This is a genomic window from Acuticoccus kalidii, from assembly GCF_021556395.1.
GTDB classification, from domain to species: domain Bacteria; phylum Pseudomonadota; class Alphaproteobacteria; order Rhizobiales; family Amorphaceae; genus Acuticoccus; species Acuticoccus kalidii.
In genome coordinates, this window is the sequence record NZ_JAKGCS010000036.1 from 932,356 (window position 1) to 944,665 (window position 12,310).

13 protein-coding genes are annotated in these 12,310 nt (G+C 67.3%); 10 read left to right on the plus strand and 3 right to left on the minus strand.

What is annotated here, in order from left to right; translation table 11 throughout:
* Positions 1-43: 43 nt before the first annotated feature.
* Entirely contained in the window at positions 44-1,048 is a 1,005-nt protein-coding gene (locus tag L1787_RS25195; RefSeq protein ID WP_235711851.1) for a DctP family TRAP transporter solute-binding subunit, read from the minus strand.
* A gap of 195 nt (positions 1,049-1,243) precedes the next feature.
* Between L1787_RS25195 and L1787_RS25200 the strand changes: the two genes are divergently transcribed.
* The 3 genes from L1787_RS25200 to L1787_RS25210 are packed head-to-tail and all read left to right on the plus strand — an operon-like array spanning position 1,244 to position 4,122.
* Entirely contained in the window at positions 1,244-1,699 is a 456-nt protein-coding gene (locus L1787_RS25200; RefSeq protein WP_235711852.1) for a hypothetical protein, read from the plus strand.
* A gap of 37 nt (positions 1,700-1,736) precedes the next feature.
* A complete protein-coding gene (locus tag L1787_RS25205; protein WP_235711853.1) occupies positions 1,737-3,347 on the plus strand; it encodes an acyl-CoA synthetase in 1,611 nt (536 codons plus the stop codon).
* 10 nt (positions 3,348-3,357) lie between these two features.
* Entirely contained in the window at positions 3,358-4,122 is a 765-nt protein-coding gene (locus tag L1787_RS25210) for an SDR family NAD(P)-dependent oxidoreductase (RefSeq protein WP_235711960.1), read from the plus strand.
* Between the two features lie 74 nt (positions 4,123-4,196).
* On the opposite strand, the gene L1787_RS25215 is transcribed toward L1787_RS25210, so the two are convergent.
* The gene (locus L1787_RS25215) at positions 4,197-4,634 is read right to left on the minus strand and encodes a PPC domain-containing DNA-binding protein (protein ID WP_235711854.1); all 438 of its coding nucleotides are present in this window, start codon (positions 4,632-4,634) and stop codon (positions 4,197-4,199) included.
* A gap of 64 nt (positions 4,635-4,698) precedes the next feature.
* Here L1787_RS25215 and L1787_RS25220 point away from each other — a divergent pair, with 64 nt between their 5' ends.
* The 4 genes from L1787_RS25220 to L1787_RS25235 all read left to right on the plus strand — a co-directional run bounded on the left by L1787_RS25220 (position 4,699) and on the right by L1787_RS25235 (position 8,083).
* Entirely contained in the window at positions 4,699-4,923 is a 225-nt protein-coding gene (locus L1787_RS25220) for a hypothetical protein (RefSeq protein WP_235711855.1), read from the plus strand.
* A 39-nt stretch (positions 4,924-4,962) separates the two neighbouring features.
* Positions 4,963-5,958, plus strand: coding sequence for an amidoligase family protein (locus tag L1787_RS25225; RefSeq protein ID WP_235711856.1), 996 nt, complete (start codon positions 4,963-4,965; stop codon positions 5,956-5,958).
* Between the two features lie 14 nt (positions 5,959-5,972).
* Positions 5,973-7,277, plus strand: a complete 1,305-nt coding sequence (locus L1787_RS25230; RefSeq protein ID WP_235711857.1) for an NAD(P)/FAD-dependent oxidoreductase — start codon at positions 5,973-5,975, stop codon at positions 7,275-7,277.
* 107 nt (positions 7,278-7,384) lie between these two features.
* Positions 7,385-8,083, plus strand: coding sequence for a CBS domain-containing protein (locus L1787_RS25235; RefSeq protein ID WP_235711858.1), 699 nt, complete (start codon positions 7,385-7,387; stop codon positions 8,081-8,083).
* Positions 8,084-8,086: 3 nt separating this feature from the next.
* Here the strand turns inward: L1787_RS25235 and L1787_RS25240 are convergent, their stop codons facing one another.
* Positions 8,087-8,566 (minus strand): Lrp/AsnC family transcriptional regulator, encoded by a 480-nt coding sequence (locus tag L1787_RS25240; protein WP_235711859.1) that lies wholly within the window; start codon positions 8,564-8,566, stop codon positions 8,087-8,089.
* A gap of 160 nt (positions 8,567-8,726) precedes the next feature.
* Between L1787_RS25240 and L1787_RS25245 the strand changes: the two genes are divergently transcribed.
* The 3 genes from L1787_RS25245 to L1787_RS25255 all read left to right on the plus strand — a co-directional run bounded on the left by L1787_RS25245 (position 8,727) and on the right by L1787_RS25255 (position 12,298).
* On the plus strand, positions 8,727-9,458 hold the full coding sequence (locus L1787_RS25245) for an aspartate/glutamate racemase family protein (protein ID WP_235711860.1): 732 nt from the start codon (positions 8,727-8,729) through the stop codon (positions 9,456-9,458).
* A 241-nt stretch (positions 9,459-9,699) separates the two neighbouring features.
* Positions 9,700-11,046, plus strand: coding sequence for an NAD(P)/FAD-dependent oxidoreductase (locus L1787_RS25250; RefSeq protein WP_235711861.1), 1,347 nt, complete (start codon positions 9,700-9,702; stop codon positions 11,044-11,046).
* 142 nt (positions 11,047-11,188) lie between these two features.
* Entirely contained in the window at positions 11,189-12,298 is a 1,110-nt protein-coding gene (locus tag L1787_RS25255) for an ABC transporter substrate-binding protein (protein WP_235711862.1), read from the plus strand.
* Positions 12,299-12,310: the final 12 nt, after the last annotated feature.

Here is a 12,310-nt window from a genome sequence, read left to right on the forward strand (position 1 = left end):
GAAAAGGGAAGGGCCGCAACGCGTGCGGCCCCGTGGGTCAGTTTCAGTCGGCCTTGCCGGAGATCGTGTCCTGGAAGGTGGCGACGAGATCGGGGCCGACCTTCGTGGCCCAGGTGTCGAACGCGGGCTTGGTCGCGGCACGGAAGGCGGCGATGTCGTCCTCCGTGGGCTCATAGACCTCCATGCCCTGCTCCTTCAGATAGTCGAGGCCGCTCGCGGTGTCCTCGCGGCTCACCTCGATCTGGTAGGCCATCGCCTCGGTCGCGGCCTTCTGGACGGCGGCCTGCTTGTCGGCGTCCCAGCTATCCCAGAGCTTCTGGCTGACGCCCAGGAAGAGCGGATCATAGGAGTAGTGCCAGGGGGTGATGTACTTCTGCACCTCATAGACCCGCTGCGGGATGATCACCGCGCCGATCGGGTTTTCCTGCCCGTCGACCACGCCCTGTTGCAGCGCGGAGAAGGTCTCGGCCCACTGCATCTGCTGCGGGTTGGCGCCGAGCGCGTTCATCACGTCGATATACATCGGGCCGGCAACGCGCATCTTGAGGCCCTTGAGGTCGTCGGGCGTCTTGATCGGGTGCTTGGAGTTCGTCACCTCGCGGAAGCCGTTCTCGCCCCAGGCGAGCACCTTGATGCCGTGCTCACCGAGGATCTCGGCCATCTTCTCGCCGGGCGCGCCCTGGGTGGTGGCGTCGACCTCGTCATAATTGGCGTAGAGATAAGGCAGCGAGAAGACTGCCATTTCGGGCACCAGCGGCGTCACGTTGATCGCCGAGGTGAGCACGAAGTCGAGCGCGCCGCGGCCGACCATTTCCGACTGCTTCATCTGATCGCCGCCGGTGAGCTGGGCGTTCGGGAAGATGCGGATGGTCGTGTCGCCGCCCGTGCCTTCGTCGACGAGTTCGGCGAAGCGCTGGGCGCCCTTTTGCCAGGTCGTCGTGTCGCTGGTGTTGTGCGTGAGACGAAGCGTTTCGGCCGATGCGCTACCGCCGGCCGTGAGCGCGGCAATCGAGATCGCGGCCGCCAGCGCCTTGAGCGAGAGTGTCATTCGTTTCCTCCATTCTGTGCCGACCCGCTCGGGTTCGGCGGCCCGTTTTCGAGCCGTTTGGTCCACGATGATGGATCGGTCGGATCCGGCGGACGGTCGACCGTTCTCATATCGGACGCATTGTTGCAAGTGTACTGGGACGCCTCTACTATTCGTCCAACAATAGAAAGTCCATAAGATGGATCACCTGGGGGGATGACGGTCGATCTCGCGCGCCCGGTCCTGGATTTCGCGGCCGATGGCGCGCAAAGCGCCCGCCGCGCCTTGCGTCTGACGCCGCCGCTCGGACGGCCTTGCGATCGCGGCGTCGCCGACGCGCGGAGCTTCGACGTGCCCACCGTCCGCCGCCTTTTGATGGCGTTGCCGCCCGCCCGCCTCGTCGGGCCGGATGCGGCCAGGCCGCGTCAATCCTCCAGCGATAGCGTGGATTTGATCGCAAAATGGGCAAGGCAGAGAGACGACCGTGTCCCGCGCGGCGACCGCGCCCCGCCCATGGCGACCCAGATTGCGGGGATCGCCGGCGTCCACCGCTGCCTGCCGGATCGGGCAGGGAACATCGCGGCGGAAATTGCAAGAATGCTTCCTGGCGCAACCGCGCACCGACGCGGGCGGCCAGATTTCGACGAGACCGGCGAGGGGAAGGCAGCATGAGACAGGCCGCGACCGAGACGACGCGCCGAGGCCGGGCATGACCGGGGCGCCGCGCGGCGGCATCGCCCGCCGCTCGAACCGCGTGATGAACCTATCCCATGTGCTGACGCAGAATGCCCGGCGCTTTGGCGGCGAGATCGGGTTCGTCGCGGGCGAGACCACCTGGACCTGGGGCGAGATCGAGGCGCGTGTCGATGCGATGTGCGCCGCGCTCGCAGCCCGCGGCATCGAGAAGGGCGACCGCATCCTCGTCCAGTCGAAGAACTGCCTCGAACTTTTCGAGACGATGTTCGTCGCCTTCCGCCTCGGCGCGGTGTGGGTGCCGACCAATTTCCGCCAGACGCCTGACGAAGTGGCCTATCTCGCGGTGGCGAGCGGCGCGCGGGCGATGATCTGCCATGCCGACTTTCCGGCCCACGCCGCCGCGGTGAAGGCCGCCGCGCCGACCATCGCGCCGACGATCGCGATCGGCCGCGCCGATTTCGGCGAGGCCTATGACGACCTCCTCGCCGCCCATCGGGGCGACAAGGAAGCGGTCGCCGCCGTCGAGCACGACGATCCGTGCTGGTTCTTCTTCACCTCCGGCACCACGGGGCGGCCGAAGGCCGGTGTCCTCACCCATGGGCAGATGGCGTTCGTCATCACCAACCATCTTTGCGACCTGATGCCGGGGACGACGCACGAGGACGCCTCGCTGGTCGTCGCGCCGCTGTCGCACGGGGCGGGTGTCCATCAGCTCGCGCAGACCGCGCGCGGGGCGAAAACCGTGCTCCCCGGCTCGGATCGCTTCGATGTCGCCGAGGCGTGGCGGCTCGTCGAGCGCTGGTCGATCACCAACATGTTCACCGTGCCGACGATCGTGAAGATGCTCGTCGAGCATCCCTCGGTGGACGAATACGACCACACCTCGTTGCGCTATGTGATCTATGCCGGCGCGCCGATGTACCGGGAGGACCAGAAGCGCGCGTTCGCCGCGCTCGGCCCGGTGCTCGTCCAATATTTCGGCCTCGGGGAGGTGACGGGAAACATCACCGTTCTCGTCCCGGCGCTCCATTCGGCCGACGATACGGTGATGAAAGTCGGCACCTGCGGATGGGAGCGGACCGGCATGGAGGTCTCGATCCAGGATCCGGAGGGCCGGCCGCTCGGTCCCGGCGAGACCGGCGAGATCGCCGTGTGCGGCCCGGCGGTCTTCGCCGGCTACTACGACAATGAGGAGGCGAACCGGAAGGCGTTCCGCGACGGTTGGTTCCTCACCGGCGATCTCGGCCATCTGGACGAAGAGGGCTTCCTCTACATCACCGGCCGCGCCTCAGACATGTACATTTCGGGCGGCTCCAACGTCTATCCGCGCGAGATCGAGGAAAAGCTCCTCGCCCATCCGGCGATCGGCGAGGTGGCGATCGTTGGCGTGCCGGACCCGCGATGGGGGGAGGTCGGTGTCGCGGTATGCGTGTTGCGCGACGGGGCCGTCGTCGGGGAGGCCGAGCTTCTCGAATTCCTCGCCCCGAAGGTCTCCCGCTACAAAATTCCCAAACGCGTCTTCTTCTGGGAGGCGCTGCCGAAATCGGGCTACGGCAAGATCACCAAGAAGGCGGTGCGCGAGGAACTCGAAGCGCGCGGGGCTCTCCCGCTCGAGCCCGCCTGAGGCCGTGATGATGAAGAACGGTGTCATCCTCGTCACCGGCGGCGCATCGGGCATCGGGCTTGCCGTCGCGCGCACACTCCTTACCCGCGGCCATCGCGTCGCCATCGCCGACCGCGAGGCGGGGGCTCTCACGACTGCCGAAGCCGACCTTGCGGCCGGCGAGGCCGCGCGCTTCCTGGAACTCGACGTCGCCGACGAGCCGGCGATCGTCGCCGCCATCGCGGAACTGTCGCGGGAGGGGCCGATCGCCGGCCTCGTCAATTCGGCCGGCATTGCGCGGGAAATTCCCGCTCTCGAGACGAGCCTGTCCGTCTTCCGCGATATCCTGGAGGTCAACCTGATCGGCGCCTTCGCCGTGTCGCGGGAGGTGGCGAAAGCGATGGTCGCCGAAAAGGCGGGCGGGTCGATCGTCAACATCGCCTCTGTTTCGGGGGAGGTCGGCAACGAGGGCCGCGTCGCCTATGGCGCGTCGAAAGGCGGCGTCATCACCATGACGAAGGTGATGGCGGTGGAGCTCGCCGAGCACGGCATCCGCGTCAATGCCGTCGCGCCCGGCCCGATCGAGACGCCGCTCGCCGCGCGCGTCCACACGCCGGCGATCCGCGAGCGCTGGCACCGCGTCGTCCCGCAACGGCGCTATGGCGCGCCGGAGGATGTGGCGAACGCGATCGCCTTCCTCCTCGACGGCGACCAATCGGGCTACATCACCGGCCAGACGCTCGACGTCGATGGCGGCTTCACCATCGCCGGGATCTTCGGCACGATGGGTCATTGAGGCCCGCCCTCCCGGCGACCGGACGCGAAACCGCCAGGCCGTCGGGTTCGGCCGGGATGGCGAAAGCCGGCCGATCAGGCCGACAGGTCGATGAGGGGCAGCCCCGTCGCCGCGTCGGTCCGGCGGCGGATGTAAGCGGGCGATTCCGTGACCACCACCTCGAGCGTCGGCCGCACGTGCGCCGTCATCAGATGGCCGCCATGGGCCGTCCCATCCCGTTTCGAGACGACGATGTGCGGGTGCAGCTTCGCCTTGCCGTCCTTGCGGGCGAAATTGCCGGTGAAGGAGACGACTTCGACCTGCTCGTCGATCGGGATGCGATGATAGGACTTCGTGTCGATCTCGAAGAAGCCGAGCTCCACGTCGCTGAGCGCCCCGATGCCGGAGAACTCCGCGCCGTCGATGCCGTTCTCCTCGGCAAATCGGGTCAATCCTTCGACGACTTCCTCGCCCGGATCGAACACCACGACGAAGGTCTTTTGCGGGCCGTCATAAAGGGTCTTGGTCTTCATCGTCGTACCTCCTCGCCGGACGCGCCGGTTGCGATGAAAGCGCGGCGGCCCGGCCGGATGTTCCATGGATGAGAGGTCGCAGGGGCGGAACGGTGCGGATGAAGGCGGGTTTTCCGAGAAGACTGATGGAGGTTTACCGATGGACCCGAAGCCCCCTGTCTACGACGCCGACGATGCCCGGCAGGGCGAGGTCATTTTAAAGAGCCGTGGCCGGCGCTCAGTCTTCATCGCCGGCATGATCGGGATCGCCCTGATTGCGCTCATCATCATCATCGTTTCGCTCCGCTGATTGAAACCCGATGCGTGGGGGCGCGTTACCGGATGAGTGATGGACGTGAATCCCGCAATGCTGAAGACCAGAAGCTATGACATGCCGCCGCGGCGGACGAACGGCGCCGGCGCGATACGCGGCGTGGGTGTCGAGGTGGAGTTTTCGAGCCTCGGCGTCGAGGCCGCAGCGCTCGCACTTCACCGCGCGCTCGGCGGCGATCTCGCCCAAGAGGACGCCTTCGCCTTCAAGCTGAAGGGCACCCGGATCGGAGACCTCGACGTCAAGCTCGACAGCCGCTTTGCCCATAAGGAGAAAGAGGCGCGTTCCGAGGAGAGCCTGCTCGATGTCGTGGGTGGGCGGATCGGCGAATGGTTCGCCTCGATCGCCGAGCCCATCATTCCGTGCGAGCTCGTTACCGGTCCGATCCCGCTCGACGATCTCGCCATGATCGACGAGGCGGTCGACGCGCTGCGCAATGCCGGGGCCGAGGGCGCGGTGAAGGACGGCATGACGCCGCTCGCCCTCCACCTCAATCCCGAGATCCCGGACACCTCGCCCGAAACGGTGGCGGCGCTGATCAAGGCGTTCGCGCTGATGGACGCGTGGCTGCGTCATGAGCACGACCCCGATCGGCTGCGCAAATTGATGGCCTACTTCCAGCCCTATCCCGAGGCCTATGTGGAGATGGTCAGCGATCCGGCATACTGGCCGCCGATGGGCCGGCTGATCGACGATTATCTCGAGGCCAATCCGAGCCGCGACCGCGATCTCGACATGCTGCCATTGCTGCGCTTCATCGACGAGGAGCGCGTCGTCAACGCGCTGCCCGACGAGAAGATCGGCCGCCGACCCACCTCGCATTATCGCTTGCCGGATTCGCGTGTCGGCGATCCCGACTGGTCGGTCGCGAACGTGTGGAACAGGTGGGTCGCCGTGGAGCGCCTCGCGGATGATCGGGCGACACTCGATGCGCTCGGCATGGCCTATCGTGACGGTTCCTCGCGCGAGGATTGGGTGGCGACGGTCGAGCGCCTCGTTCTCGGGCGCCGGTGAGCGTGATGGATGGCATGAGCGAGGCCGCCGGCGAGAGCTTCTGGGCCGCGACCGCGACGGGGCACGCACCGACCGAGCGCCTCGAAGGTCATCTCGACACGGATATCGCCGTCATCGGGGGCGGCGTGACCGGCCTCTGCGCCGCACTCCATCTCGCCGAAGCCGGACGCGAGGTCGTCGTGATCGACGCCGAGGCGCCGGGCTGGGGCGCGAGTGGACGCGCCGGCGGCGAGGTCCTGCCCGGCCTCAAAATCGATCCTGAGACGATGGTGTCCCGCTTCGGCGAAATGGAGGGCGAGCGGCTCGCCGAGTGGGCCGGCGGGATCACCGATCTCGTCTTCTCGCTTGTCGAGCGTCACGGGATCGACTGTCATGCGCGGCGGACCGGCTGGGTGCAGGCCGCCTATACCAAGGGCGAGATGAAGACGCTCGAAGCGCGCTGCCGCCAATGGCAGGCGCGCGGCGCGCCGGTCAAGCTTCTCGACCGGGAGGAGACCGCGCGCTGTCTCGGAACGCCGCCCGAACTCTATCTCGGCGCCTGGCTCGACGGGCGCGGCGGCGCCATTCACCCGCTCGATTATACGCTCGGCCTCGCCGCCGCCGCCGCGCGTCATGGCGCAAGGCTCTTCCGCAAGGCTCCGGCGCGGACGCTGACCCATGAGGGGAGCGCGTGGCGCATCACCACGGACAATGGCGGGTCGATCAAGGTGCGCCATGTCGTCGTCGCGACCAATGCCTATACCGGCGATCTCGTCCCCGGCCTCAGCCGGTCGATCGTGCCGATGCGTGCCTCGCAGGCCGTGTCCGCCCCACTCGATGCGGCGCAGCGGGAGGCGATCCTTCCGGCCGGCCATGTCGCCTCCGATCGGCGCCGCGTCCTCATCTCGTTTCGTCTGTCGCACGATGGCCGTCTGATCCTCGGCGGGCCGGGCGGCACGGGGCAGGCGAAGGGCGAGGCGCTTTTCGCGAAGGCGTCCGAGACGGCCGTGGAGCTCTTCGGCGCGGCGGGAGAGGGCGTCCGCTGGGCCTATGGCTGGTCGGGGCAGATCGCGTTGACGCGCGATTTCCTGCCCCACCTCCACGAACCCGAGACGGGGCTTCATGTGGCGCTCGGCTATAATGGCCGCGGCCTCGCCCTCGCGAGCGCCCTCGGCAAGGAGGTCGCCGACCGGATCGCCGGTGGTTCGCCCGAAGCGCTCGCCTTTCCGGTGTCGCGCCTCAAACCGATCCCGCTTCATGCGGCGAGCGAGCCGGCTCTCGCCGTCGGCCAGCGCGTGATGGGCCTCCTCGACCAAATGGAGCGGCGGCTCGGAATTTGACGGCGATCAAGGCGATCTCCGGCTGATGGCGTGATATCGTTAAAACGGCCGGATCAGGCCGATCTGTGCTGCCTCGGAAGACGACACGATAAAAAGGGGAGGACACGATGCAGGCCAAGGACATCATGAACACGGCGGTGATCACCGTCACCGCGGACACGCCGATCACCGATGCCGCGCGGCGTCTGATGGAGCACCATATCAGCGCGCTTCCTGTGGTCGATGCGTCGGGCAAGCTCGTCGGCCTCGTCAGCGAGGGCGATTTCATGCGCCGTCTGGAGGACGGGGACGACGGCCATCGCCGGGCGTGGTGGCTCCTGCCGCTCGCCGATCCCGCCATCGAGGCCTCGCACTATGTGAAGGCGCACGGGCACACCGTCGGCGACGTGATGACGAAACAGGTGATCACGGTGAACCCGTCGACGCCGGTGGGCGAGATTGCGCACATCCTCGAGACGAAGCGGATCAAGCGCGTTCCGGTGGTGGACGGGCACACCCTCGTCGGCATCGTGAGCCGCGCCGATCTCCTGCGCGCCGTGGCGGCCCGCGGCTCCGCCGCCATCGTGCCCGCCTCGGCGGACGACGAGACGATCCGCGAGGCAGTCCTCACCAAGCTCCGGTCGATGTCCTGGGCGCCGCTCACCCGGCTCAATGTCGTCGTCAATGATGGCGTGGTCAGCTTCTGGGGCTTCGTCGACGATAAGGAGCTGACGCGGGCGATGAAGGTCGCGGCGGAGGAGGTGCCGGGCGTTCGGGGAGTCGAGATGAACGTCTCCGAGACGCCGGCCTTCGGCTGGGCCGTCTGAGCCTCACCGCTCGACGAGATATTTCGTCGGCACCGCGGTGGTGTACTTCATCTCCTCCATCGCGATCGAGGAGGAGATTCCGGCGAAGTCGATCTTCGAGATGAGGAGATTGTAGACCTCGTCGAGCTTGGCGACGTCGGGCACCACGATGCGCAACATATAGTCGATCTCGCCGGTGAGGCGGTAGGCTTCCACCACCTCCGGAATGTCGGCGATGACGTTGCGGAAGGCGACGAGCCAATCGCGCGAATGCTGCGCGCGGATCGCCATGAAGACGGTGAGGGCGACATTCGCCTGCGCCCGGTCGAGAAGCGCGACGCGGCGGCGGATCAGGCCGTCCCGCTCCATCCGCCGCACGCGCCGCCAGCACGGGGAGGGGGACAGGCCCACCCGCTCGGCGATCTCGTTCATCTGAAGCGTCGCGTCCTCCTGGAGGAGGTCGAGAATGCGCCGGTCGATCTGGTCGAGGCGAGGATCGGTCATGTGATTCGCGGGGTTCGTGGGCTGACGCAATCTGATTGCGCAGAACCCTATATCGGCGCAACCAGATTGCCGAGTTTGCGTGAAAGGCGCCGAACTTTGCAAGCCGGCTTCGCCGCGTTGCTCTTATCCTCCGCCCATTCAAAATCGGAGGACAGTCGACATGCGTTGTATCGGGTTGCTGGGCGGAATGAGCTGGGAAAGCACCGCGGTCTATTATCGCCGGCTCAACGAGGTGGTCCGCGATCGCTTTGGCGGGCTCCACTCGGCCGAGATCCTGATGCGCTCCGTCGATTTCGCCGAGATCGTCGCGCTGCAAAAGGCCGGCGCGTGGGATGCGGCGGGCCGCCGTCTCGCCGACGAGGCGCGCAAGCTCGAGGCCGCCGGGGCGGACTGCGTTCTCATCTGCACCAACACGATGCACATTCTCGCCGAGCCGGTGCAGGCCGCGATCTCGATCCCGCTCCTTCATATCGCCGACACCACGGGCGAGGCGCTGAAGGCGGCGAACGTCACGCGGCCGCTGCTCCTCGCGACGCGTTACACCATGGAGCAGGCCTTCTATCGCGACCGGCTGAAAGAGCGGTACGGCATCGAGGCGGTGGTTCCTGGGGACGATGATCGCGGCACCATCCATGACGTGATCTTCGAGGAGCTGTGCTGCGGCGTCGTCAAGGACACTTCGCGCGCGGCCTATCAGGCGATCATCGAGCGGGCGGGCGACGAGATCGACGCGGTGATCCTCGGCTGCACCGAGATCGGCCTCCTCCTCGACAAGACGTGCGTGCCGCTTCCGGTGTTCGACACGACGCTCCTCCACGCCGACGCCGCAGTGGATTTCGCCACGGACGGGGCGGCCGTTTCGGCGAAGACGGTGATGGAGAACGCCGCCTGAGGCGGTCAAGGCGTCCTCGTTTAACGCCTATGTGGCGTCATGGGGATGCCCGCCACAAATCGCACCTCATGCGCTTCCCTCCGAAGGGGACAGGCACTAGCGTCCCGCTGGCATTGCGGGTGGCGCGCGCGTCCTCCGCGTCGCGCACGGTGATGAAACTCCCCGACAGGTGGGCACACCACTTGCTGTACCGCGGGAGGCGTTCGATCCGTGGCGCCCGTTGGTCGAAGCTGGTGAAGGCATGAACGGTCCGATCGATCCGAAGCTCGTCGCCGCCCCGAAGCCGGGGCGTGCGGCGCCCTCATTGTGGGCCGATACGGCGGTGGCGGCGCCGCCGTCGCCGACGCTGGACGGCGCGGAGCGGGCCGATGTGGCGATCATCGGCGCGGGCTTTACCGGCCTTTCCACCGCGATCCATCTTGCCGAAGCGGGTGTCGACGTCGCGGTCATCGAGGCGGAAAGCGTCGGTTATGGCGCGTCGGGCCGCAACAATGGCCAAGTCATCCCGACCTTGTCGCGCCTTGATCCGGCCGCCATGGCGGCGCGCTATCCGGCGCGGGGGGCCGACGGCATCGCCGCGGGTGAGCGCCTGGCCGCTTTGGTGCGCGACAGCGCCGGGATCGTCTTCGATCTCGTCCGCCGGCTCGGCCTCGACGCCGAAGCGGAGCAGACCGGCTGGCTCCAGCCCGTCCACACCCCCGGCCGGATGCGCCTTGCCGAGACGCGTTGGCGCGAATGGCAGGCGATCGGCGCCGATATCGCACTCCTCGACCGCGAGGCGATGGCGAAGGCGCTCGGCAGCCCCAATTATTTCGGCGGCATCCGCATGGCGAGCGGCGGGCACATCAACCCGTTGTCGCTCGCCCGTGAGATGGCCCGCGCGCTGCAAGGTCTCGGCGGTCGCGTGTTCGTCCAATCTCCGGCGCGCGGCCTCACCCATGGGGCGGACGGCTGGCGCATCGAGGCAGGGCGGGGGAGCCTCACCGCCAAGCATCTCATCGTCGCCACCAACGCCTATACGCACGACATCGCCGAGCCGCTCCGCCGCTCGGTCGTCCCCGTCGCGTCCTGGCAGATGTCGACCACGCCGCTCGATCCGCAGATCGCGGCCACGATCATCCCCGGCCGCGAGGCGGCGTCCGACACGCGCGGCGATCTGCGCTTCTTCCGCCACACGGCCAATGGCCGTCTCGTCGCCGGCGGGGCGCTCATCGTTCCGGCCGACGGTGTCGGCAAGCTGAAGGCGATGATCGCGGACCGCCTCGTCGAGACCTTTCCGCAGATCGGCGAGGTCTCGTTCGATCATGTCTGGAACGGCTATATCGGGATGACGCCGGATTTCTCCCCGCGCCTCCTGGAGCTCGGGCCGGATGCGTATGGCTGGACGGGCTGCAATGGACGGGGCGTCGCGCTGTCGATCGCACTCGGGCGCGAGTTCGCCGCCCTGTTGCGGGGCGAGCCGCGCGACCGCCTCGCGCTGCCCTTCGAGCCGGCGGCGCCGATCCCCCTGCACGCGATTGCGAAGACGGTCGCCCCGCTGATGCTCGCGCGCTTCCGCTTCAAGGACAGCCGCGAGGTCGCCGGATGAGGCGAATCCGACCGGCTCCCCGGCCCGCGACCGACGCGGGGCTTGCCGGATGCGCCGGACTGGCACACACGAGATACGACGTCCTTCACGCGAAGGGACGAGCCATACGAAACGAACGAGACGAGGACAGGAGATTCTATCGATGACGAGATTGAAGACGACGGCCCTCATCGGTGCGCTCGCGGCGCTGGTCGCGACCGGCGCGCACGCGCAGGATCCGATCAAGATCGGCTATCAGCTCCCGCTCACCGGCGACACCGCCCAGTACGGCCAGGGCTTCCGTAACGCCGCGCAGATGCAGCTCGAAAAGTTCAACGCTTCCGGCAAGATCCCGGTCCCGGTCGAGATCGTTTACGAAGACAGCCGCTCCGACGCCAAAGAAGGCGTCACGATCGCGCGCAAATTCGTCGACGATCCCGCGATCGTCGCCGTCCTCGGCGACTTCACGTCGACGGTGTCGATGGCGGCGGCGCAGGTCTACCGCCAGGCCGGGATGCCCCAGCTCTCGCAGACCGCGTCCCACCCGGACTACACCAAAATCTCCGAGTACCAGTTCCGCAACATCACGACCCAGGACCAGGAAGGCCCCTACAACGCCGACTGGTTCACCGAGCTCGGCTACAAGAAGGTCGCCGTGATCGCGGAGCAGACCGACTGGGGTCAGTCGGTGGTCGACGGCTTCAGCGAGCGCTTCAAGGAAGACGGCGGGGAGATCGTGTTCTCCGAGTTCTTCAATCGCGGCCTGAAGGACTTCCGTTCGGTCATCACCAAGATCGAGCGCGCCCAGCCGGACGCGATCTATACGGGCTTCTTCTACGAGGACGGCGCGAACTTCCTGCGCCAGGCGCGGCAGCTCGGCGTGGAGACCCCCATCTTCTCGACCTCCGCCGCGTACAACCCCGCGCTGATCGACCTCGCCGGCGAGGCCGCCAACGGCATGAAGCTCACCGTCACCTTCCTGCCGACGAGCGATGATCCGAACGTGAAGGCGTTCGTCGACGAGTACACCGAGCGTTATGGCGAGGCCCCCGGCCAGTTCCCGGCCCAGGCCTATGACGCGGTCGGCATCATGCTCGACGCCGTCGCGAAGACCTATCCCGATACGACGCGGGAGACGATGCGCGACGCGCTCGCCGAGACGAAGGACTATCCGGGCGTCACCGGCGTCACGACGTTCGACGAGAACCGCGAGCCGGCGAAGGAACTCGCCAAGGCCGAGGTGAAGGACGGCGAGTTCGTCGCTCTTCCCTGATATGACCGGCGG

Coding starts and splice junctions, on each gene's coding strand:
- L1787_RS25245 (WP_235711860.1), top strand. CDS start 8,727: ATGCGTTGTATCGGGTTGCTGGGCGGAATGAGCTGGGAAAGCACCGCG.
- L1787_RS25225 (WP_235711856.1), top strand. CDS start 4,963: ATGGACGTGAATCCCGCAATGCTGAAGACCAGAAGCTATGACATGCCG.
- L1787_RS25210 (WP_235711960.1), top strand. CDS start 3,358: ATGAAGAACGGTGTCATCCTCGTCACCGGCGGCGCATCGGGCATCGGG.
- L1787_RS25240 (WP_235711859.1), bottom strand. CDS start 8,566: ATGACCGATCCTCGCCTCGACCAGATCGACCGGCGCATTCTCGACCTC.
- L1787_RS25205 (WP_235711853.1), top strand. CDS start 1,737: ATGACCGGGGCGCCGCGCGGCGGCATCGCCCGCCGCTCGAACCGCGTG.
- L1787_RS25230 (WP_235711857.1), top strand. CDS start 5,973: ATGAGCGAGGCCGCCGGCGAGAGCTTCTGGGCCGCGACCGCGACGGGG.
- L1787_RS25200 (WP_235711852.1), top strand. CDS start 1,244: ATGACGGTCGATCTCGCGCGCCCGGTCCTGGATTTCGCGGCCGATGGC.
- L1787_RS25215 (WP_235711854.1), bottom strand. CDS start 4,634: ATGAAGACCAAGACCCTTTATGACGGCCCGCAAAAGACCTTCGTCGTG.
- L1787_RS25195 (WP_235711851.1), bottom strand. CDS start 1,048: ATGACACTCTCGCTCAAGGCGCTGGCGGCCGCGATCTCGATTGCCGCG.
- L1787_RS25220 (WP_235711855.1), top strand. CDS start 4,699: ATGGATGAGAGGTCGCAGGGGCGGAACGGTGCGGATGAAGGCGGGTTT.
- L1787_RS25255 (WP_235711862.1), top strand. CDS start 11,189: ATGACGAGATTGAAGACGACGGCCCTCATCGGTGCGCTCGCGGCGCTG.
- L1787_RS25250 (WP_235711861.1), top strand. CDS start 9,700: ATGAACGGTCCGATCGATCCGAAGCTCGTCGCCGCCCCGAAGCCGGGG.
- L1787_RS25235 (WP_235711858.1), top strand. CDS start 7,385: ATGCAGGCCAAGGACATCATGAACACGGCGGTGATCACCGTCACCGCG.